The following is a 21,151-nucleotide window of genomic DNA, read 5'->3' as shown; positions in this document are numbered from 1 at the left end:
CCCCCCCCCGCCCGCTACGGCGGCTTCCTCCGCGCGTCGCTCCCGCCGTTCTGGCAGACCCACGACCCGGAGAAGGTCCGCGCCGCCCTCTCCCGCCTCCGGGACGCCTGAGCCCCCCTGCCGAACAAACACTACGGAGCCATAACGCGTGGATGGGACGGTTCATCACGCGTTATGGCTCCATAACGCACTCCCGACAGGCCTCACGCCGCGTCATGGCTCCATGACGCACGGCAGACGGGCCCCTGGACGCGTCGTGGAGCCGCGTCAGTCCGCGGCGGCGCAGGTGATGGTGCCGGGGTCGACCTCGGTGAAGCCCGCGTCCCGGACGCACACGACGTCGTCACGGGCGAGGAGGGCCTCCCACAGCGCGGGGTCGCGGCGCACGGCGAACCGCGGCGCCTCCGCCCAGCCACGCACCGCGGCGAGGATCATCGACGCGTGCCCGACCTGGGCGGCGGCCTTGCCGACCGTCATGTCCACGGCCGGGTTGAGCACGATCAGCGGGATGCCCTCGGGCACCGGCCCCGGCTCGTCCGGCGGCAGGTCCGTGCCACCGATCTGCAGCCGCGCCACCGTCCTCGGGACGGCGTCGACGGGGCCGGGCAACAGGGCCCGGGCCTCGGCGCCGCCGACCTCGACCGTGACGCCGGGCAGCTCCTGCACGGCGGCCCAGTGCGCCCCGCGGGCCCGCCGGGCGATCTTGCGGATGCGGCCGTCGACCCACGCGCGCAGCGGCTCGTACCACTCCCCCTGCGCCCGCGGGTCCACGCACACCGCGAGCGCGGCCTGCGCGGCCGCCTCGAGCAGCGCCGTCCGCGGCGGCTGCTCGCGCTCGATCCGCAGGATGACCGGCATCGCCCGGACCACGCCGTCGACCTCGGGCGGGATCACCGCGGGCGCCCCGGAGTAGCGTGCGCCCAGCGGGGCGAGCACCGGCTCGCGAGGCTCCTCGAGCTCGGCGGCGTTCACGCGATCGGCACCCGCCGCAGGACGCCCTCCGCCGCGTCGGCGCGCTCGACCTCGTCCCGCGTGATGCCCAGCACGAACAGCACGACGTCGAGGTAGGGCTGCGAGAGCGCGGTGTCGGCGATCTCGCGGAGGGCGGGCTTGGCGTTGAACGCGACCCCCAGCCCGGCCGCGGAGAGCATGTCGATGTCGTTGGCGCCGTCGCCCACGGCGACGGTCTGCTCCACCGGGACCTGGTGCTCGGCGGCGAAGCGGCGCAACGCCTCCGCCTTGCCCGGCCGGTCGACGATCTCGCCGACCACGCGGCCGGTGAGCCGGCCGTCGGCGATCTCGAGGGTGTTGGCCGCGCAGAAGTCGAGGCCGAGCTCGGTGACCAGGCCCTCGATCACCTGGGTGAACCCGCCGGAGACCACGCCGGTGCGGAACCCCAGCCGCTTGAGCGTGCGGATGGTGGTGCGGGCGCCGGGCATCAGCTCGAGCTCGGCGGCGACCTCGTCGATGACCGACGCCGGCAGCCCCTTCAGCGTGGCGACGCGCGCCCGCAGGGACTGCGCGAAGTCCAGCTCGCCGCGCATCGCGGCCTCGGTGACCCGGCGGACCTCGTCCTCGGCGCCGGCCCGCGCGGCCAGCATCTCGATGACCTCGCCCTGCACGAGCGTGGAGTCGACGTCGAAGACGATGAGCCGCTTGCTGCGCCGGGCCAGCCCGACGCGCTCCACCGCGACGTCGACGCCCGCCTCGCGGGCGACCTCGACGAGCTTGGTGCGCAACGTGCCGTGCGGCTGCTCGGGGTCGTCGGGGTTCGGCGAGACCTCCAGCTCCAGCCCCGTGACCGGGTAGTCCGCGACGCGGCGGATGGAGTCGATGTTCGCCCCGACGTCGGCCAGCGCCTGCGCCACCATCCCGAACGCGCGCGCGGTGATCGGCCGGCCGAGCACGACGACGGCGTGCGTGGACTGCCGCCGGACCTGCCCGTCCGTGCCGAGCGAGGTGTGGACCTGCATCCCGATGCTGTGCATCGCGGCCTCGACGGCCTCCTGCAGCTCCTCGGGATCGTGCGCGACGGCGACGAGGGCGCCCAGGGTGAGCCGGCCGCGGATCACGACCTGCTCGACGTCCAGCAGCTCGACGGCGTACCGGGTCAGCACGGTGAACAGCACCGAGCTGACGCCGGGACGGTCGGGCCCGGTCACCGTCACGAGGACGGTCGACCGGGCCTGATCGGGCTGTGGCACTACTACCGGGAGCGCGGGTCGTCGTCGGGCTGGTTCTCCCGGCCGACGATCTGCGTGACGTGCTCGGACGGCGCGGCGTGCCCCCCGACGTGCGCCTCGGCCCGGGCCCGCTCCACCAGGTGCGGGTAGTGCAGCTCGAACGCCGGGCGCTCGGAGCGGATCCGGGGCAGCTCGGTGAAGTTGTGCCGCGGCGGCGGGCAGCTCGTGGCCCACTCCAGCGAGTTGCCGTGACCCCACGGGTCGTCGACGGTGACCACCCGGCCGTAGCGGTAGCTGCGGAACACGTTCCAGATGAACGGCAGCGTGGAGGCGCCCAGCACGAACGCGCCGATCGAGCTGATCGTGTTCAGCGTGGTGAACCCGTCCGTCGGCAGGTAGTCGACGTAGCGGCGCGGCATGCCCTCGTTGCCCAGCCAGTGCTGCACCAGGAAGGTCAGGTGGAAGCCGACGAACGTGGTCCAGAAGTGGAACTTGCCCAGCGTCTCGTCGAGCATCCGGCCGGTCATCTTCGGGAACCAGAAGTAGATGCCCGCGTAGGTCGCGAACACGATCGTCCCGAACAGCACGTAGTGGAAGTGCGCCACCACGAAGTACGTGTCGGACACGTGGAAGTCGATCGGCGGCGAGGCCAGCAGCACGCCCGTGAGCCCGCCGAACAGGAACGTGGCGAGGAAGCCGACGGAGAACAGCATCGGCGTCTCGAAGGTGAGCTTGCCCTTCCACATCGTGCCGATCCAGTTGACGAACTTGATGCCCGTCGGGATCGCGATGAGGAACGTCGTGAAGGAGAAGAAGGCCAGCAGCACCGCGCCGGTCGCGTACATGTGGTGCGCCCACACGGCGACGGACAGGGCCGCGATGGCGATCGTCGCGTAGACCAGCGTCTTGTAGCCGAAGATCGGCTTGCGCGAGAAGACCGGGAAGATCTCGGACACGATGCCGAAGAACGGCAGCGCCACGATGTAGACCTCGGGATGGCCGAAGAACCAGAACAGGTGCTGCCAGAGGATCACGCCGCCGTTGGCCGGGTCGAACACGTGGGCACCCAGGTGGCGGTCCGCCGCGAGGCCGAACAGGGCGGCCGTGAGCACCGGGAACGCGATCAGGATCAGCAGCGACGTGATGAAGATGTTCCAGGTGAAGATCGGCATCCGGAACATCGTCATGCCCGGGGCGCGCATGCAGACGATCGTGGTCACGAAGTTGACGCCACCCAGGATCGTGCCCAGACCGCTGACCGCGAGGCCCATGATCCACAGGTCCGCGCCGGCGCCCGGCGAGCGGATCGCGTCGGAGAGCGGGGTGTAGGCGAACCAGCCGAAGTCCGCGGCGCCGCCCGGGGTGAGGAAGCCCGAGAGGACCGTGAGCCCGCCGAACAGGAACAGCCAGTAGGAGAAGGCGTTCAGCCGCGGGAAGGCGACGTCGGGCGCGCCGATCTGCAGCGGGACGATGTAGTTCGCGAAGCCGAACAGGATCGGCGTCGCGTAGAGCAGCAGCATGATCGTGCCGTGCATGGTGAACAGCTGGTTGTACTGCTCGCTCGACAGGAACTGCTGCCCGGGCCGCGCGAGCTCGCCGCGGATCAGCAGCGCCATCGCCCCGCCGGCCATGAAGAAGGCGAACGACGTGACCATGTACAGGATCGAGATGTCCTTGGGGTCCGTCGTCCGCAGCATCTTCAGGAACGTGGAACCCTTACCCGTCCGACGCGCCGGATACGGGCGCGTCGTGATCGGCTTGGGCGCGACGGCTGTCACTGTGCCTCCTGCACTGGACCTCGCTGAACCTCACTGGCTCAAGGTGGTGGGCCAGGTCCGGACTCTATCTCCCGCCAACCGGACCGCACGCTCTCGGGCTGCGCCGAGGGGGAGCGGGCGCGGTTCGCACGGGCATTGTGCTCTACGGAGGGTAGAACGCCCAACCGCGGGGGGCCAGGCGTCGATCGACACCTCCCCCGACGGTGGGGTCACCCGTCCCGCGGCGCGAGCTCGACCGCCGCGACCGCGCCCTCGGCCTGCGAGAAGGTCCCCGTGTCGTGCCGGCGGGCGTCCCGCGCCCGCAGTTCGGCGCGGAGGGGAGGAACCTGCGGCGCGGTCACGGCACCGGCCGCCCTCCCCACCCACAATTCCGGCGTGACGCTCAACGCCGGACCCGGTCTCGCCGTGGCCGCCGCGCTCGCGGTGCTGCTCGCGGCGGCGGTCGCCCTGCTCGCCCGGTTGGGAACCGCCCGCGCGGCCGTGCTGGCGGCGGCGCGCGCGGTCGTCCAGCTCGGCGCGGTGTCGCTGCTGATCGGCGTCGTGGTGCGCTCGCTGGGCACCAGTGCGCTGTTCGTGCTGCTGATGGTCGCGGTGGCGGCCTTCACCTCCGCGCGCCGGTTGACCCGGCACCGGAGCGGGTGGTGGGTGGTGCTGCCGATCGCCGCGGGCCCGCTGCCCGTCGTCGCGTTGCTGGTGGCGGGCGGGGTGGTGCCGCCGACCGGGATCGCCGTGATCCCGACGGCCGGCATCCTCGTCGGCGGGGCGATGACGGCGACCTCGTTGGCGGGCAGGCGGATGCGCGACGAGCTGATCGCGCGCCGGGGCGAGGTCGAGGCGGCGCTGTCCCTGGGCTTCCTCCCCCGCGACGCGAACGTGGAGATCGCCCGGCCGAGCGCGGCCCAGGCTCTGGTGCCCGCGCTCGACCAGACCCGGACCGTCGGGCTCGTCACACTGCCGGGCGCCTACGTCGGCATGCTCCTCGGCGGCGCCTCCCCGATCCAGGCCGGCGCGGTCCAGCTGCTCGTGCTGGTGCTGCTGCTCGCCGTCGAGACGGTGGCGGTGGCCCTGACCGTCGAGCTGGTCTGCCGGGGCCTCGTGCGGACCTAGACACGCGCCCGCCGACGCACCGTGTGGCCGCATCTCCGGACGGCCGCCACACCTCCCCGCCCGCGCCACACCCGGCGGGAGGCTGATCTCGCAGGTGTGCGGTGCGCCACGACACGTCTGGGAGGTCCGACCTGCTGTGCCGAGCCCGAGGGGGTGTGCCGCACGGCCTCCGCCCGGAGGCGCCCGAGCCGGCCTGCGCCCGAGCCACCCCCGCACGGGTGGCCCCGTCACCCGCGGGCAGGCCGGGCGAGGGCGGCACTCAGGGGTGCATCGGCAGGAAGAGTTCCGTGAAGACCTCCGGCGCCGCGGCGGGGCTCGGCGGGTCGGTGACGATGTAGAACTCCGTGCCGAAGCCCATCGCGAAGATCGGGTCCGGCATCGCGAGCATGAAGTGCTCGGGGCCCATCTGGCTGGCGTGCGCCCGCATCGACGCGCGTTTCTGCTCCGCGAAGTCCACGGCCTCGACCCGGTGGGTGATCTCGGCCTCGGGCTTGCCGAAGGTCGGCGGCGGGATGGTCTCGTCCGGGGTGTCCCAGCCCTCGGGGATCTCGCCGGAGGCCTGCAGCCCCCGCATCCCGCGCATCAGCCAGTCCCGGTTGATCGTGTTCTGCGCGACGACCGGGACCCCGGCCAGCTCCGCCGCCCGCTTCCCCACCCGGTGGACCTGGATGTGGTCGGGGTGGCCGTAGCCGCCGTTGTCGTCGTAGGTGGTGAGGACGTCCGGCTCCTCCTCCTCGAGGATCACCGCCAGCCGGCGCGCCGCGTGCTCGACGCCCGCCTGCCAGAAGCAGTACGGGGCGTCGTTGGTCGGCTCGCCCATCATCCCGGAGTCGACGTACCCGAGGAACTCCACGCGCGCGACGCCGAGGACCTTGGCCGACTCGAAGCACTCCGCGGAGCGCCGGACGGCGAGCTGCTCACCCTCGGCCAGCACCCCGGGCACGGGCTCGCCGAGCTCGCCGCGGGTCGCGAAGACCAGCACCACGCGGTGCCCGGCCTTGGCGGCCTTGGCGAGCGTGCCCGCGGTGGTGATCGACTCGTCGTCGGGATGGGCCTGGAAACTGACGATGGTCCCCACGACAGTCGACCCTACCGCCCCCGCAGGGCCCGGCATCATGGAACCACAACGCGCAGAACCGGCCCCATTTCTCGCATTATGGTTCCATAACGCCGAAAATGGGGCAGGTTCTGCGCATTATGGTTCCATAGCGCGTCTCAGCAGAGGATCGTGGTCAGTGCCGGGGCGATGTCGGCCAGCCGCCGCACCGCCTGGTAGCTCCCGCCACCCCTGGCCGCGAGCGCGCGGGCGGCCTTCTCGGCGTCCTCGTCCGGCAGCGGGCAGAGCACGTGCAGCCGGTCGATCCCGCCGAGGGCGGTGAGCGGGTCGTCCCCGGAGGTGTGCAGGCAGTCCGACAGCAGCACGACCATCCGCTCGTCGGCCACCGCCCCCGCCAGCTGCACCGACGCCTCGCGCAGCGCCGCCGCGACGTCCGTGGTGCCGTGCCCGCGCAGGGCCACCAGCTCGCCGATCAGCTCGTCCGGCGGCCGGCGCACGCCCTGCCGCTGGAGGGTGCGCACCTGCGACCCGAAGGCCAGCACGCCCGGCTCGAGCTTCCCCGAGCCGGACTCCGACGCCAGCACGACGCCCGCCGCGGACACCGCCGCCAGCGCCACGGCCAGCCCCTGCATCGACCCCGAGATGTCGACGACGAGTGACACCGCGCGGCGGTGCGCCGTCCAGCCCCGGGTGACGATCTCGTCGGGCCGCGGCCGCCGGCTCGCCGTCGGCTGCCAGTTGTCGAGCGTGCGGTCCAGGTCGAGGTCCCCGTCGCCGCCCTTGGCCGGGGCGATCTTCCGGGTCCCCCGTGCCTTCGCCGGCCCGACCTTGCCGAGCTGGATGAACACCCGGCCGGCGAGCTTGCGCGCCTGGGCCCGCAAGGTCGCGTCCGTGGCCACGGCGAGGTCGGCGAGCAGCGCGGCGGCCTGCTCGGGGCTCTCGGCGAGGGCGGCGTCGAACGCCTGCTCGTCGAGCTGCCCGACCTCCGGGGAGATCTCCTCGAACTGCTCGTGCCGCGAGCCCAGCTCGCCGCGGCCCATCGTCCGCTGGCCACGGCTGGGCGAGGGCTTGTCCCGACCGGACTGGCCCCCCGATCCCGGAGGAGGGGGGCCGTCAGCTTTTCCCGGGTCGGACTCCTCGCGGTCGGTCGGCTCCGGCGCGTCCTCCGGCCACAGCCGTTCGAGGAGCTCGTCGATCACCGACTCGGGGGTGCGGTCCAGCCCGTCGGCGACCTTGATCCGGCCGGACAGGGCGGCGTGCGCCGCGTCGCGCGCGGTCTCGCGGGCCGGCTTGTCCTCGCCGCGCAGCTGCGCGAGCCCCGTGAGCACGTGCGCGAGGTCGATCGCACCGCGGACGGAGGAGCCCATCCGGAGGTCACGGTGCTCGCGGGTGGCCCGGGTGAGGCCGACGGAGAGCTCGTTGACCCAGCCGTCCACCCCGCTCACCGAGGTGGTGATGGCGCGCTCGGCGTCCTCGGACTGGTAGCCGAGCACCACCCGGCACATCCGGTCGGCGATGGCCTGGCTGACCCGGGCCGTGCCGATGGCGTCGAACGGGTTCATCGCGGCGATCAGCCGGAAGCCCGGTCCCGCGGTGACCGTCCCGAGCCGGGGCACGGCGATCTCGCCCTCGGTGAGGACCGTGATCAGGACGTTGAGCGTCTCCTCGGGGACCCGGTTGAGCTCCTCGAGGTAGAGGAGCCCGCCCTCGCGCATGGCGGTCAGCAGCGGGCCGTCGACGAAGCTCGCCGGCAGGTAGCCCTCGTTGAGCACCTGGGCCGGGTCGAACGCGCCGATCAGGCGGGCCGGCGTGAGCTCGGCGTTGCCCTCGACGAACACGACGTGCTGCCCGCCCTCGCGCGCGATCGAACGCAGCAGGGTGGACTTGCCCGTGCCGGGCGGCCCTTCGAGCACGACGTGCCGGCCGGTCGCCAGCGCGACGGTGAGCACCTCCCGCTCACGACGGAGTCCGACGACGGGCGTCGGCGGGGCAGTCGTCACGCGTACCTCCTCCAGGGGGGCGGGCACCGGCGCCGGGCCCCCAGGTCATTGGTAGCAAATCGCCGCGACGCACGGGAGAGGCGATCTTCTACGCGTCGTTGACGGCGCGTGATCTCGCTGTAGAGTTCGACCACCCGAACAGGCACAGGAGCCCGGTTCATGAGCGAACTCTTCAACGCTGCGGAGTACCTGACCGAAAGCCGGGTGTCGGCGGGCGACGGCGCCCGCACTGCGGTTCACCACCCGCGGGGCACCCTCACCTACGCGGAGCTCGTCGCCGAGGTCCGCCGGGTCGCGGGCGGGCTGGCCGGGATCGGCGTGCGCCCCGAGGAGCGGGTCGTGCTCTGCATGGCCGACGACGTCGAGCTCCTCACCGGCATCCTCGCCACGATATACCTGGGCGCGGTCGCCGTGCCGTGCTCCACGATGCTCACCGGCGCCGAGCTGAGCACGCTCGTCGTCGACTCGCGGGCCCGGGTGCTGATCGGCAGCCACCAGTTCACCGAGGCCGTGCACAGCGCGGCCGCCGGCGCGCCCGACCTGCGGCAGCTCGTCCTCGCCGGCGCCGACCCGGTCGCCCCCGCGCCCGGTGTCACCGCCCTGACCTGGGACCAGATGCTCGCGGCGGGCCCGCCGCGCGAGGCCGCACACCCCACCTGGGACGAGTCGCCGGCCCTGTGGCTCTACACCTCCGGCACCACCGGCAGACCCAAGGGCGCCATGCACCGCCACGCCGACATCCGGTACGTCGCCGAGACCTACGGCAAGCAGGTCCTCGGCATCCGGCCCGACGACGTCTGCCTCTCCGTCGCCAAGCTCTTCTTCGCCTACGGCATCGGCAACTCCCTCTTCTTCCCGCTGTCGGTCGGCGCCTCCGCGGTCCTGCAGCCCGCCCGTCCGACCCCCGACCTGATCGCGGGCGACGCCCAGAAGTACGGCGCCACGCTGCTGTTCGGCGTGCCCAGCTTCTGGGGCCCGCTGCTGGCCAGCGAGGTGCCCGACGACGCCCTCGCCGGCGTCCGCCAGGGCGTCTCGGCCGGCGAGACCCTGCCGGCCCGGATGTTCACCGGGATCCGGGACCGCTTCGGCGTCGAGATCCTCGACGGCATCGGCTCCACCGAGGCGCTGCACATCTTCATCTCCAACCGGCCCGGCGCCGTCGTCCCGGGCAGCTCGGGGTTCCCGGTGCCCGGCTACGAGATCGAGCTGCGCCGCACGGACGGCACGGTGATCACCGGGACCGGCGAGTCCGGGATGCTGTGGATCTCCGGGGACTCGATCTGCACCGGCTACTGGTGCCGCACCGCCGTGAACCGGCAGGTGTTCCAGGGCGAGTGGATGCGGACCGGGGACCAGTACGTGCGCAACGACGACGGCAGCCTCACCTGTCTCGGCCGCACGGACGACGTGCTCAAGGTCGGCGGGATCTGGGTCGCGCCGGCCGAGGTGGAGTCCCGGCTGCTGGAGCACCCGGCCCTCGCCGAGGCGGTCGTCGTCGGGATCCCGGACGCCGACGGTCTCGACAAGCCGGTGGCCTACGTCGTGCCGCGGCCCGGCGCGGTGGTCGACCCGGACGAGGTGGTGGCCTTCTGCAAGGCGGGCCTGGCCTCGTTCAAGCGCCCGCGGTCGGTGGTCGTGGTCGAGGAGCTGCCGAAGACCGCGACCGGGAAGGTGCAGCGGTACCGGCTGCGCCAGAACCACCCCGTCACCGCGTAGCGCCGGCACACGGGATCGGCGCCGGCACAGGAGCCTCGACTCGTGTGCGGGGCGCCGGTCGTGGGTGTCAGCCGGCCCTGCGGTGCACGGCGGCCGCCAGCAGCACGCAGCCGACGCCGAGCAGCACACCGTGCGCGATCCGCAGCGCCGGCGGCAGGAAGAACTGCGGCAGGAACAGCACCATCGCGAGCGCGAACGGCAGCGCGAGCGCCCGCCCCCGGACCGCGACCAGCACCGCGGACGCGGCGAACAGCAGCAGCCCGGCCCCGAACGCGGTGAGCTGCACGGGGCCGTTGCGCACCGCGTCGGCGGCCGCCGCCAGGGCCGCGCCCGAGCTGTGCAGCCCGAGCGCGTGCAGCGCGAACGCCTCGGCGCCGTAGTAGGGCAGGACGAGCCCGGCCCCGATCCACCACATCGCGGCGGCCGCCCGCGACAGCGGCCGGATCCCCAGGCCGACCAGCACGAACCCGGCCACGGCGGCCAGATGCGAGACGAGCCACGCCGGGGAGGCGAAGGCGGCCGCCATCCCGTCGACCGTCGCGTCGCCGTAGGGCCGTAGGGCCGGGTGGGCGACGAGGAGCGCACCGGCGACGACGAGGCCCGCGCCCCGGGGCGAGGGGGCATCCGGGGCGGTGCGGACCGCGTCGGGAGCGGCGAACGTGGCGGACATCGGGCCTCCTTTGTGAGCAGTGCTCACACAATGGAGCGGCGACACGTCCGAGTCAAGAGCACCGCTCTCAGTTCGCGCTCAGTAGAACTCCACCGTGTCCACGACGTTGCGCAGCGGCCGGCCGTCGAGCAGCCGGGAGGCGTTGTCCGCGAACAGCTCCGCGATCCGTCGGTCCTCCTGCCGGTCGAGGGTGGCGGTGTGCGGGCTGATCAGCACGTTCTCGAGGTCCCACAACGGACTCGCGGGATCGAGCGGTTCCCGGGCGACCACGTCGAGTGCGGCGAACCCGATCCGCCCGTCGCGCAGGGCCTCCACCAGGGCCGGTTCGTCGATCACCGACCCGCGCCCGACGTTGACCAGCGTGCAGCCGGGACGCACGGCCGCGAGGACCTCCGGACCGATCATGCGCTCGGTCGCGGGCGTCGCCGGCAGCGTCACGACGATCCCGTCGACCCGCCCGACCACGTCGGCGAGGTCCGCGGGGTGCACCAGCTCGTCGACGCCCTCCGGGGGCGGACCGGGCCGGCGCGCGGTCCCGAGCACCCGGCAGCCGAAGGGGCGCAGGCGCCGCACGACCTCGCGGCCGATCCCGCCCAGGCCCAGCACGAGCACCACCTGGTCGGCGAGCTGCCCCATGAACCACCGCGGCCCCCACTCGTGCGCGCGCTGCCGGGCCTGCAGCCGCGGCACGGTCTTCGCGCCCGCGAGCAGCCCGAACACGGCGAACTCCGCGAGCGGACCACCGTGGACGCCCGCGGTCGTCGTGAACACGACCCGCTCGAGCTGCGCGGCAGTGAGCCCGGCGGCCCGGACCGTGGCCCCTCCCCCGGCCGCCATCGTCTGCACCCAGCGCAGCCGCGGGTTGGCCGCGACGGTGCGGGCGAGCGCGGCGGCGTCGTGCTCGCCCGGAAGGCCGTAGAGGGCCTCGGCGGAGTCGATCAGCTCCTCGAACCGCCGCTGCTGGGCGGGCGTGCGCCGCCACCCGGGGTCGCCGGTGTGGTCGGAGGGCCAGCGCATGGGCGGGAGCAGCGCGTGCTCGCGGACGAGGGTGAGACGGGGTTCCCGCTCCTCGACGAGCCGGCAGAGTTCCTCGTCGAGCGGGGTGGCCAGGACGACGCGCACGCGCCCGACCCTGCCGGACGGCGGATTGACCGCGGACCACCGGGCCCCCGACGATCACGCCATGACGCTGCTGCCCGGGGTGCGGTCCGCCACCGTCGACACCGACCGCCTCCGCATGCACCTGCTGGAGTCCGGCCCCGCGGACGGCGAGCCGCTCGTCCTGCTGCACGGCAACCTCTCCACCGGCCGCTTCTTCGAGCACCTGATGCCGCGGCTGGGCGAGCGGTACCGGGTACTCGCGCCGGACATGCGCGGCTTCGGCGACACCGAGCCGAAGGCCCTCGACGCCACCCGCGGCCTGGACGACTGGGCCGACGACACCGCCGCCCTGCTGCGCGCGCTCGGGATCGACCGGCCGCCGCACCTCGTCGGCTGGTCCACCGCCGGCGCCGCGATCGCCGCGTACGCGAAGGACCGCCCGGTCGCCTCGCTGACCTTCCTCGACCCCGTGTCCCCCTACGGCTACGGCGGCGCCCGCGCCGACGGCTCCCCCGTGACCCCCGATGTCGCCGGATCCGGCGGGGGCACGGCCAACCCTGAGGTCGTCGCCCGGCTCGCGGCGCAGGACGCCTCCGCCGAGAGCGCCTTCTCGATCCGCAACGTCATGCGCGCGCTGTACTGGTCACCGAGCTACCAGCTGCCCCCCGACCGCGAGGACATCCTGGTCGCGGAGGTGCTCAAGACCCTCGTCGGCGACGACGGCTACCCCGGCGACACCGTGACCTCCCCGCACTGGCCGGGGGTCGCCCCGGGCACCCGCGGCATCCTCAACGCGCTGTCCCCCCGGTACTGCCGGTGGGCCGACCTCGTGGACCTCGACCCGAAGCCACCCGTGCTCTGGACGCACGGGAGCGCCGACCTCGTCGTGTCCGACGCCTCGCCGCTCGACTTCGGCGTGCTCGGCGCGAGCGGCGCGGTGCCCGGCTGGCCCGGCGAGGAGGCCTTCCCCGCGCAGCCGATGGTCGCCCAGATCCGCGCGGTGCTCGACGCGTACGCCGCGGCGGGCGGGCGGGTGACCGTCGAGATCTTCGAGGGCAGCGGGCACGGGCCGCACGTCGACGCCGCGGACCGCTGGACCGAGGTCCTCCTCGGCTTCCTCGCCGCGGCCTGACCGGTGGGCGGCTGACCCCGACGAACGAGTGAAGGACCGTCGGAGTCCCGCCGCCTCGGCCGATGGTGGGCCCACAACGCTCACCAGCGCCCGACCCGCCAGCGTTGTGGATCCACAACGCTCACCAACGCCCGACCCCGCCAGCGCTATGGATCCACAACGCTCACCAGCGCCCGCGCCCGAGGCGTTGTGGATCCATACTGCGCGAGCCTCACCCCGGCAGCAGGGACTCCACGACGTCGGCGGCGGCACGTGCGCCGCCCTCCGCCCGGACCTCCGTGCGCACTGCCGCGCAGCGGGCCGCCACCTCCGGTGATCCGGTGAGTTCGAGCAGTGCCTGGCGCAGGCGCGCCGGCGACGCCTCCTCCCGCGGGACGTGCCGGCCGACCCCGAGCGCCTCCAGCAGCGCCGCGTTGCCGAACTGGTCGACGGCCTGCGGCACCGCGATCATCGGGACGCCCTGGTACAGCCCCTCCGAGCAGCCGCCGGCGCCCGCGTGCGTCACGAACGCACGGGCGTGGCCGAGCGCCGCGAACTGCGGCACCCACCGGTGGATCTCGACGCCGGCCGGCACCGGCCCGATCTCCTCGGCCGTCACGTGCGCGCCCGCTGCGATCACCACCCGCCAGCCCAACGGCGCGAACGCCTCCGCGCAGGCCCGGTAGAAGTCCGGCTGCCGCGTGTAGTTCGAGCCCAGCGAGACCAGCACCATCGGCTCGTCCGACGAGCCCGCCGGCCGCTCCTCGCGCCGCCGGTCCAGCGCCGGCCCGACGAAGGTGTACACCCGCTCGTCGACCCGGTCGGCGTGCGGCTGCAGGACGCGCGGGATCTCGACGAGGCAGCGCGGCGGCCGTCCGGCGAACTCGTCCGGGTTGAGCGCGATGCCGAGCCCGTCGAGCCAGGCCTGGAACCGCCGCTGGTAGGCGGCGTGCTCCGAGGTCCTCCGGAAGGCCAGCGCCTCGCCCATGTCCTCCTCGAAGCCCTCCCACGCCACCATCGACGGCGAGAGCTGGACCAGCGGGAGGCACCACCGCGCGGCGAGCGCACGGCCCGGGTAGCCGCCGATGTCGTAGAGCACGAGGTCGGGCCGGTCACCGGCGAGGACCTTCTCGACCTGCGGGTACACGTGCTCCGCCTCGTCGAGGAACAGCGACATTCCGGCGACCGGGTCCTCGGGCCACGACTCGCCCTTCGCCTCGTCGGGCACCACCGAGTCGACGACGAGCGGGGTCGCGCCCGCCGCGGCGACCGTCGCCGCGAACGGCTCGGGGATCACCCAGGACACACGGTGGCCACGTTCGGTCAGCTCGGCGACGACGCCCAGGTGGGGGTTGGTGTGGCCGTGCGCGCCGGCGCCGGCCATGAGGATGTGCGACAAGGGGACTCCAGGGGCTCTGCGGGTGCGACGGGCATGCGGACGGCCCCGCACGGGAGGCGGGGTCGTCACCGGTCGGGTCAGCCGTAGAGCTGCTGGATCACGGCGTGCACGCTAGCGGCGCCGGTTCGGGCTCACCACGGGATTTCCCCCGCCCGGTCGCGGTAGGTGCCCGTCGGCCCGTCCGGCCCGACCTGGGCCAGTGCGACGATCGCGTCCGTCCCCTCGGTCACCGTCTGCGGGCCGCTGTGCCCGTTGAGGTCCGTCGCGGTGTAGCCGGGGTCGGCGGCGTTGACCCGGAACCGCGGAAGTGCCTTGGCGTACTGCGTGGTGACCATGTTCAGCGCGGACTTCGACGACGGGTACGTCAGGGAATGGATCCGCGACTCGACCCGCTCCGGGTCCGCGGTGATCGCGAGCGACCCGAGTCCGCTGGACACCATCACGATCCGCGGCGCTTCGGCGCGCTCCAGCAGCGGGAGGAAGGCGCGGGTCACCCGGACCGGCCCGAAGACGTTGGTCTCGAAGACCTCCCGCATCGCGTCGGCGCCGGTCTCGGGCACCTCCACCCGGGGGCCGACGATGCCGGCGTTGTTGACCAGTACGTCGAGCCGGCCGAAGCGCTCCTCGACCTCCTTCGCGGCGGTCTGCACGGACTCGTCGGAGGTGACGTCGATCGCCAGCACCTCGACCCGGCCCTCCGCCGCCAGCTCCGCGGCGGTCGCGGCCCCGCGCCCGGCGTCCCGCGAGCCCAGCAGCACGGTCCAGCCCAGCGCGGCGAGGCGGCGGACCGTCTCGCGACCCAGTCCCTTGTTCGCCCCGGTGACCAGGGCGATCGTGTTCTCGCTCATGGCACCACGGTGCGCCCGGCCGTCGGGGTGGACCAGGTCCGGCGGATCGTGGGACCCGCGGTACCAGGCTGGGCGGCCCGGTGCCCGGCATGCTGGGGGACGTGGACCGGACCGAACTCGGCAGGACCCTGCGCACGTGGCGGGAGCGGCTGCGCCCCGCCGACCTCGGCCTGCCGACCGGCACCCGGCGCCGCACGCCCGGTCTGCGGCGCGAGGAGGTCGCCCAGGTCGCCGGGATCTCCGTCGACTACCTGACGCGGCTGGAGCAGGGCCGCGGCCCCCACCCGTCCGACGCCGTGCTGGGGGCGCTCGGCCGTGCGCTGCGGCTGAGCACGGACGAGCGGGACCACCTGTTCGCGCTCGGCGGGGTGCGGGCTCCGGCGCCGGGGACGATCCCGGTCGAGCCGCGACCCAGCCTGCTGCGGCTGATGGACCGGCTCACCGACCTGCCGGTGCTGCTGCTCAACGCCCGGATGGACGTGCTGGCCTGGAACGCGATGGCCGCCGCCCTGCTCGGCGACCTGTCGGCGGTGCCCCCGGCGGAGCGCAACACGGCCTGGCGCGCCTTCCTCGGTCCGGGCAACCGGGTCGTCGCCGACGACGCCGAGCGCGACCGCCTCGACCGGGCGCTGGTCTCGGACCTGCGCGGCGCCTCGGCCCGCTATCCCGACGACCCCGGGCTGCGCCGGCTGGTCGCGACCCTCGAGAAGGGCAGCGAGCGGTTCGCGCAGATGTGGGCCGAGCGGACGGTGCGGGTGCGCCACGGCGACCGGAAGAAGATCCGGCACCCCCAGCTCGGCGACGTGACGCTCGACTGCGACACCCTGCGCGACGCCTTCGACGACCAGATGCTGCTCGTGTACTCGGCCGCCCCGGGCACGCCGGAGGCCGAGGCCCTCGCCCTGCTTCGGGTCATCGGGATCGAGGCGGACGGGACGGCGAACGGCGGGGCGGACCGGCGACCGGAGCCGATCTCCGACGGGCGCGCCGCGCCGACCGATCGGCTCACGAATCACCCGTTCCAGTGAAATCCCTGGCTACGATTTGCGCGTGAGCCTGCTGCGGGATCTACGCGCCGCCGTCGTCGAGTGGAAAGCCCACCGCCTCCTCCGCCGCCTGATGGACACCGTCGGCAGGCCCGGGCTCCGGGCGGTCGCGGCCGAGCCCGGCCTCGCGGCCGTCGTCGACCAGCACGCCGCAGCCGTGCGGGACATCGTGCGGGACGGGATGCGTCGCTCCGGCGGCGGCGCCGTCGCCACCCTCACCCCGACCCACACCACGGCCGGCGGCGCCGTGCGGCTGGCCGCCTACGCCCGCTCCCTGCTCGACGAGCAGCGCCGCAGCGGGGCGACGATCGCGTTGCCGCAGAACGGGATCTGGCGCCCCACGGACTGGGCGACACTGCGCCTGATCGCCGTGTGCCAGCTCGCCTCCCGCGGCGCGGTCTAGGCACCCCCGACGAACGGGCCGAGCCCGCCGGGCCGGCCTTCAGAGCGTCGGCCGGCGGGTTCTCGTCAGAGCAGGGGCTCCCGGTCGTCCTCACCCTTCGGTGAGTCCGGGCCCGCCCCCTCGGCCGGGTCGTCGGCGGCCAGGAGGGCGTCGATGTCGTCGAGCAGCCCGCCGCCGGGCCCGCCCCGCGGCCCGACCGGCCGCGAGCCGGTCGCCGCGTCCGCTCGTCGTCGCCACGCCCGATCGCGATCGCTCACCGCACACCTGCCGTGAGCGCCCGCAGCACGGACGAGTCCGCGCCCGGCTCCCTGATCCGCCCGTCTCCGGTCATGAGCCCCTCCGTCCCAGCCGGGCCGCGAACTCCGCTACCGGCGCGAGGCCCAGCACCTGTCGTGCGTACAGCGCACCACGGGAGGACGCCGACCGGTAGTGCATCGGCAGGCGTCGGCGCGTCCGGTGCGCGCCGGCCGACGGCGCGGTGCCCGCCGGTCCCGACGCGCGTGCCGCCGGCGCCGAGCGTGCCGCGCCCAGCGGGAGGACGCCTCGCGCGCTCGCGCAGCCGGGTCGAGGGTGACGCACATCGGCGACCAGGGTGCCGGCGATCGGCGGGAACGCAAGGTCGACCGCGCGCCGCGCCGCACGAGGAGGCGACACGGGTGCCGGAATACCCCTTGGGGGTATACCGTTCGTGCCGGGCACGAACTGCTCGCGCGGACACGGAGGCGACGATGGAGCAGCAACGGTCGGGCAGGCCGCTCGGGCACGCGGCGCACGGAGAGCACGCCGAGGTCGCCGAGCACGCGGCTCACGCCGGGCACGCCGCGGACCCCGGGCGCGAGACGCACGGCGGACACGCGGGGCCCGCCGGGCACGGGAGCCACGGGGACCACGCCGCGCAGTTCCGCGACCGGTTCTGGTGGAACCTCGCGCTGGCCGTGCCGGTGGTGGCGTTCAGCCCGATGTTCGCCGACCTCCTGGGCTACTCGCCGCCCGGCTGGACGTGGTGGATCTCGCCGCTGCTCGGCACCGTCGTCTTCCTCTGGGGTGGTGCGCCGTTCCTGACCGGCGCCTGGTCGGAGATCAAGGCCCGGCAGCCGGGAATGATGCTGCTGATCGGCCTGGCGATCACCGTCGCCTTCGTCGCGAGCGCGCTCACCACGGCCGGCCTGCTGATGCTCGACTTCTGGTGGGAGCTCGCGCTCCTCGTCGTCATCATGCTGCTCGGGCACTGGCTCGAGATGCGCGCGCTCGGCCAGGCGTCCGGTGCCCTCGACGCGCTGGCCGCCCTGCTGCCGGACTCCGCCGAGCGCGTCACCGACTCCGGCGTGGAGGAGGTCCCGCTCGACGCGCTCGCCGCGGGCGACACCGTGCTGGTGCGGTCGGGCGGCCGGGTGCCCGCCGACGGCGTGGTCGTCGACGGCGAGGCGGCGGTCGACGAGTCGATGATCACCGGGGAGTCCCGGACCGTCACGCGGCGGGTGGGCGACCGCGTCGTCGCCGGGACGGTGGCCACGGACTCCGCGCTCCGCGTGCGGGTGGACAAGGTCGGCGAGGACACCGCGCTGGCGGGGATCCGCCGGCTCGTCGAGCAGGCCCAGACCTCGCGGTCCCGGGCGCAGGCGCTGGCGGACCGCGCGGCCGCGCTGCTGTTCTGGTTCGCCTCCGGCGCCGCCGTCGTGACGTTCGTGGTGTGGATCCTGCTCGGGGACGCCTCGTCCGCCGTCGAGCGCACCGTCACCGTCCTGGTGATCTCCTGCCCGCACGCGCTGGGCCTGGCGATCCCGCTGGTCATCGCCATCTCGACGGCGCGGGCGGCGCGCACCGGCATCCTCGTGAAGGACCGGCTGGCCCTGGAGCGGATGCGCAAGGTCGACGCCGTGCTGTTCGACAAGACCGGCACGCTGACGACCGGGCGGCCCGCCGTCGTCGGGACGGTGGGGGCGTCGGAGACGCTGTCGCTGGCCGCCGCCGTCGAGGCCGACAGCGAGCACCCGCTGGCGAAGGCGATCGTGGCGGCGGCGCGGGAGACCGTTCCCGCGGGCCGCGGCGCGCCTCCGCGGGCCACCGAGTTCCGGTCCCTCACCGGCCGCGGCGTCCGGGCGACGGTCGACGGCGCCGAGGTCGCGGTCGGCGGGCCCGGCCTGCTCCGCGAGTCGGGGGCGGACCTCCCGGCGGAGGTGGCGGGCAAGGCCGAGGAGTGGGCCGCCGCGGGCAGCACCGTGCTGTACGTGCTGCGCGGCGGTGCGGTGCTGGGCGCGCTCGCCCTGGCCGATGCGGTCCGCTCCGAGTCGAAGGCCGCCGTGCGCGCGCTGCACGACCGTGGCGTCCGGGCGGTGATGATCACGGGTGACGCCCGCCCGGTGGCCGAGGCCGTGGGGGCGGAGGTGGGGGTCGACGAGGTGTTCGCCGAGGTCCTGCCCGAGGACAAGGACGCGGCCGTCGCGCGGCTGCAGGAACGCGGCCACACGGTGGCGATGGTCGGCGACGGCGTCAACGACGCACCCGCCCTGGCCCGCGCCGACGTCGGCATCGCGATCGGCGCCGGCACGGACGTCGCCATCGAGTCCGCCGGCGTGGTGCTCGCCTCGGACGACCCCCGGGCGGTCCTGTCGGTGATCGCGCTGTCCCGCGCCGGCTACCGGAAGATGCTGCAGAACCTGTGGTGGGCCACGGGCTACAACCTGATCAGCGTCCCGCTCGCCGCAGGTGTGCTGGCCGGGGTCGGGTTCGTGCTGCCGCCGGCGGTCGGGGCGATCTTGATGAGCCTCTCGACCGTCGTCGTCGCGGCCAACGCCCAGCTCCTGCGCCGCGTCGACCTCCGCCCCGAGCACCTGGCCTGAGCAGCGGCGCCCCGGGCGGACCCGGTAGGAGATCGCCGGTCGTGGAGCAGGAGGGTCGAGATCCGACCTTCCCCGCCCACTACCGGCGATCATCGACCGGCGATCATGACCGGGCCGTCGTGCCCCCTGCCCTCAAGATCGTCAGTTGTGGAGCAGGCGGGTCGAAATCCGACCCCTCCGCTCCACCATCCGCGATCATGCCGGGCCGTCACGCCGCTCCATCACGATCACCAGCTGCGGGCGGAACGAGCGGAAATCGGCCCCGCCCGTCCACGGCCCGCGCTCTTGGTCCACGCCGTGGCCCTGGCCGTGCAGCGCCATCCGCGCGTGGCCGCGACTCGGCGTCCGCCCCGAACCAGACGAATCGGACCCCCCTCGACACCCGCCCGGCCCCGCCGCCACCGACAGGTACCGTTCCGCCGTTCGACCGGAGGGAGTAGGCGGGATGGCGGAGCGCGGGACGGGCGAGCCCACGGTGTCGAGGGGACGCATCGCCGTGGCCGGCTTCATCGGCACGACGATCGAGTTCTTCGACTTCTACGCCTACGGGATCGCGGCGGCCCTGGTGCTCAACGCCGCGTTCTTCCCGACCCTGGACCCCGTCGCCGGCACGCTCGCCGCCTTCTCGACCAACGCCGTGGCGTTCGTGTCCCGCCCGCTCGGGTCCGCGTTGTTCGGACACTGGGGCGACCGGCTGGGCCGCAAGTCGATGTTGATCGCCTCGCTGCTCACGATGGGGCTGGCGACCGCGGCGGTCGGCGTGCTGCCCGGGTACGCGTCGATCGGGGTCGCGGCTCCGATCCTGCTGGTGGTGTTGCGGTTCGTGCAGGGCATCGGTCTCGGCGGCGAGTGGGGCGGGGCGGCGCTGCTGGCCGCCGAGCACGCCCCGCCCGGCCGCCGCGGGCTGTACACGATGTTCCCGCAGCTCGGCCCGGCGATCGGCTTCATCGCGGCGAACGGCATCTTCCTGCTGCTCGCCACGCTGGTGGACGACGCCGCCTTCGCCTCCTGGGGTTGGCGCGTCCCGTTCCTCGCCAGCGCGCTCCTGGTCGTGGTGGGGCTGTACGTGCGGCTGGGAGTGGCCGAGTCACCGGTGTTCACCCGCGCCGAGAAGACCCGCGTGCCCCTGCTGGACCTGGTGCGCACCCAGCCGCGCGAGCTCCTGCTGGGCGCCGGCGCGATGATCGTCCAGTACTCGCTCTTCTACATCGCCACGACCTACTGCCTCTCCTACGGCACCCGCGTCCTGCACATCGACCGCACGGAGATGCTGCTGCTCACGATGATCGCGGTGGTGTTCCTCGGCGTCGCGACCGCGCTCTCGGCGACCGCGTCGGACCGCTTCGGCCGACGCCGGGTCGTGCTGGCCGGCTGCGCCGCCGGGATCGTGTGGGGCCCGGTGATGTTCGCCCTGCTCGACACCGCGAACCCGGTCCTGGTCGTGGTCGCGCTGGGCGGCGCGCTGGCGATCATGGGCCTGTCCTTCGGCCCGATGGCCGCCTTCCTGCCCGAGCTGTTCGCGACCCGGACGCGGTACTCCGGCGCGTCGATCGCCTACAGCCTCGGCGGCGTGCTCGGCGGCGCGGTGCCGCCCCTGGTGGCGACCTCGCTGGAGGGCGGCTTCGGCGGTGTTGCGATCGGGCTCTACCTCTCGCTGATGGCCGTGATCAGCCTCCTCTGCGTGCTGGCCTTGTCCGAGACACGCGACCGCGACCTGGCCGCCTGACCCTCCGCCCCGCGGGACCAGGCAGCCGGATCCGGTTCCTCACGAAGCCGCGGCACCTCCGGTACGACGCACGCCACCTCGAGGTCGAGTCCCAGCTGCTCCCCGGCGGGTGTGTTGGGCGCGCGATAGTGCCCCTTCACCCACCCTGTCCCGCGGGGATGACCGT

At 74.1% G+C, this 21,151-nt stretch carries 18 protein-coding genes; 7 read left to right on the top strand and 11 right to left on the bottom strand.

Annotated features, from left to right (window positions below; translation table 11 throughout):
• Positions 1-267 precede the first annotated feature (267 nt).
• From LWC35_RS33080 to LWC35_RS39840, 4 genes are all read right to left on the bottom strand, one after another.
• Positions 268-972, bottom strand: a complete 705-nt coding sequence (locus LWC35_RS33080; RefSeq protein WP_372463147.1) for a peptidyl-tRNA hydrolase — start codon at positions 970-972, stop codon at positions 268-270.
• Positions 969-2,162 carry a phosphoserine phosphatase SerB gene (gene serB, locus LWC35_RS33075; protein WP_232874425.1) on the bottom strand — a complete coding sequence of 398 codons (1,194 nt, stop codon included), beginning with the start codon at positions 2,160-2,162 and terminating at the stop codon, positions 969-971. The genes LWC35_RS33080 and serB overlap by 4 nt, the downstream gene beginning before the upstream one ends.
• A gap of 44 nt (positions 2,163-2,206) precedes the next feature.
• Positions 2,207-3,961, bottom strand: a complete 1,755-nt coding sequence (ctaD, locus tag LWC35_RS33070) for an aa3-type cytochrome oxidase subunit I (RefSeq protein ID WP_232874424.1) — start codon at positions 3,959-3,961, stop codon at positions 2,207-2,209.
• A gap of 209 nt (positions 3,962-4,170) precedes the next feature.
• On the bottom strand, positions 4,171-4,302 hold the full coding sequence (locus tag LWC35_RS39840; RefSeq protein ID WP_269805220.1) for a hypothetical protein: 132 nt from the start codon (positions 4,300-4,302) through the stop codon (positions 4,171-4,173).
• Between the two features lie 34 nt (positions 4,303-4,336).
• Between LWC35_RS39840 and LWC35_RS33065 the strand changes: the two genes are divergently transcribed.
• The gene (locus tag LWC35_RS33065) at positions 4,337-5,068 is read left to right on the top strand and encodes an ABC transporter permease (protein WP_372463146.1); all 732 of its coding nucleotides are present in this window, start codon (positions 4,337-4,339) and stop codon (positions 5,066-5,068) included.
• A 259-nt stretch (positions 5,069-5,327) separates the two neighbouring features.
• On the opposite strand, the gene LWC35_RS33060 is transcribed toward LWC35_RS33065, so the two are convergent.
• Both LWC35_RS33060 and LWC35_RS33055 read right to left on the bottom strand, forming a co-directional pair.
• A complete protein-coding gene (locus LWC35_RS33060; protein WP_232874423.1) occupies positions 5,328-6,146 on the bottom strand; it encodes a PIG-L family deacetylase in 819 nt (272 codons plus the stop codon).
• A gap of 137 nt (positions 6,147-6,283) precedes the next feature.
• On the bottom strand, positions 6,284-8,125 hold the full coding sequence (locus tag LWC35_RS33055) for an AAA family ATPase (RefSeq protein ID WP_232874422.1): 1,842 nt from the start codon (positions 8,123-8,125) through the stop codon (positions 6,284-6,286).
• A gap of 159 nt (positions 8,126-8,284) precedes the next feature.
• Here LWC35_RS33055 and LWC35_RS33050 point away from each other — a divergent pair, with 159 nt between their 5' ends.
• Positions 8,285-9,841, top strand: a complete 1,557-nt coding sequence (locus LWC35_RS33050; RefSeq protein ID WP_232874421.1) for a benzoate-CoA ligase family protein — start codon at positions 8,285-8,287, stop codon at positions 9,839-9,841.
• Positions 9,842-9,908: 67 nt separating this feature from the next.
• On the opposite strand, the gene LWC35_RS33045 is transcribed toward LWC35_RS33050, so the two are convergent.
• Both LWC35_RS33045 and LWC35_RS33040 read right to left on the bottom strand, forming a co-directional pair.
• Positions 9,909-10,511 carry a hypothetical protein gene (locus tag LWC35_RS33045; RefSeq protein ID WP_232874420.1) on the bottom strand — a complete coding sequence of 201 codons (603 nt, stop codon included), beginning with the start codon at positions 10,509-10,511 and terminating at the stop codon, positions 9,909-9,911.
• Positions 10,512-10,589: 78 nt separating this feature from the next.
• Positions 10,590-11,633, bottom strand: coding sequence for a D-2-hydroxyacid dehydrogenase (locus tag LWC35_RS33040; RefSeq protein ID WP_232874419.1), 1,044 nt, complete (start codon positions 11,631-11,633; stop codon positions 10,590-10,592).
• A 61-nt stretch (positions 11,634-11,694) separates the two neighbouring features.
• Between LWC35_RS33040 and LWC35_RS33035 the strand changes: the two genes are divergently transcribed.
• The gene (locus LWC35_RS33035; protein ID WP_232874418.1) at positions 11,695-12,744 is read left to right on the top strand and encodes an alpha/beta fold hydrolase; all 1,050 of its coding nucleotides are present in this window, start codon (positions 11,695-11,697) and stop codon (positions 12,742-12,744) included.
• A 211-nt stretch (positions 12,745-12,955) separates the two neighbouring features.
• Here the strand turns inward: LWC35_RS33035 and LWC35_RS33030 are convergent, their stop codons facing one another.
• Both LWC35_RS33030 and LWC35_RS33025 read right to left on the bottom strand, forming a co-directional pair.
• Positions 12,956-14,122, bottom strand: coding sequence for a macrolide family glycosyltransferase (locus tag LWC35_RS33030; RefSeq protein ID WP_232874417.1), 1,167 nt, complete (start codon positions 14,120-14,122; stop codon positions 12,956-12,958).
• 131 nt (positions 14,123-14,253) lie between these two features.
• Positions 14,254-14,970, bottom strand: a complete 717-nt coding sequence (locus tag LWC35_RS33025) for an SDR family NAD(P)-dependent oxidoreductase (RefSeq protein ID WP_232874416.1) — start codon at positions 14,968-14,970, stop codon at positions 14,254-14,256.
• Between the two features lie 101 nt (positions 14,971-15,071).
• Between LWC35_RS33025 and LWC35_RS33020 the strand changes: the two genes are divergently transcribed.
• On the top strand, positions 15,072-15,998 hold the full coding sequence (locus LWC35_RS33020; protein WP_232874415.1) for a helix-turn-helix transcriptional regulator: 927 nt from the start codon (positions 15,072-15,074) through the stop codon (positions 15,996-15,998).
• Positions 15,999-16,020: 22 nt separating this feature from the next.
• Complete coding sequence (locus tag LWC35_RS33015) at positions 16,021-16,419, top strand: DUF6401 family natural product biosynthesis protein (protein ID WP_232874414.1); 399 nt, start codon at positions 16,021-16,023, stop codon at positions 16,417-16,419.
• Between the two features lie 65 nt (positions 16,420-16,484).
• Here LWC35_RS33015 and LWC35_RS33010 read toward each other — a convergent pair whose 3' ends face one another.
• Positions 16,485-16,676, bottom strand: coding sequence for a hypothetical protein (locus LWC35_RS33010; RefSeq protein WP_232874413.1), 192 nt, complete (start codon positions 16,674-16,676; stop codon positions 16,485-16,487).
• 471 nt (positions 16,677-17,147) lie between these two features.
• Here LWC35_RS33010 and LWC35_RS33005 point away from each other — a divergent pair, with 471 nt between their 5' ends.
• Positions 17,148-19,259: a heavy metal translocating P-type ATPase gene (locus tag LWC35_RS33005; protein ID WP_232874412.1), complete on the top strand. Its 2,112-nt coding sequence runs from the start codon at positions 17,148-17,150 to the stop codon at positions 19,257-19,259.
• 445 nt (positions 19,260-19,704) lie between these two features.
• Positions 19,705-20,985, top strand: coding sequence for an MFS transporter (locus LWC35_RS33000; RefSeq protein ID WP_232874411.1), 1,281 nt, complete (start codon positions 19,705-19,707; stop codon positions 20,983-20,985).
• Positions 20,986-21,151 lie beyond the last annotated feature (166 nt).

The organism is Pseudonocardia kujensis, assembly GCF_021283305.1.
In the GTDB taxonomy this organism is placed as follows: Bacteria; Actinomycetota; Actinomycetes; order Mycobacteriales; family Pseudonocardiaceae; genus Pseudonocardia; species Pseudonocardia kujensis.
Note: the sequence above shows the minus strand (reverse complement) of the source record. Positions and strands in the feature narration are given on the sequence as shown.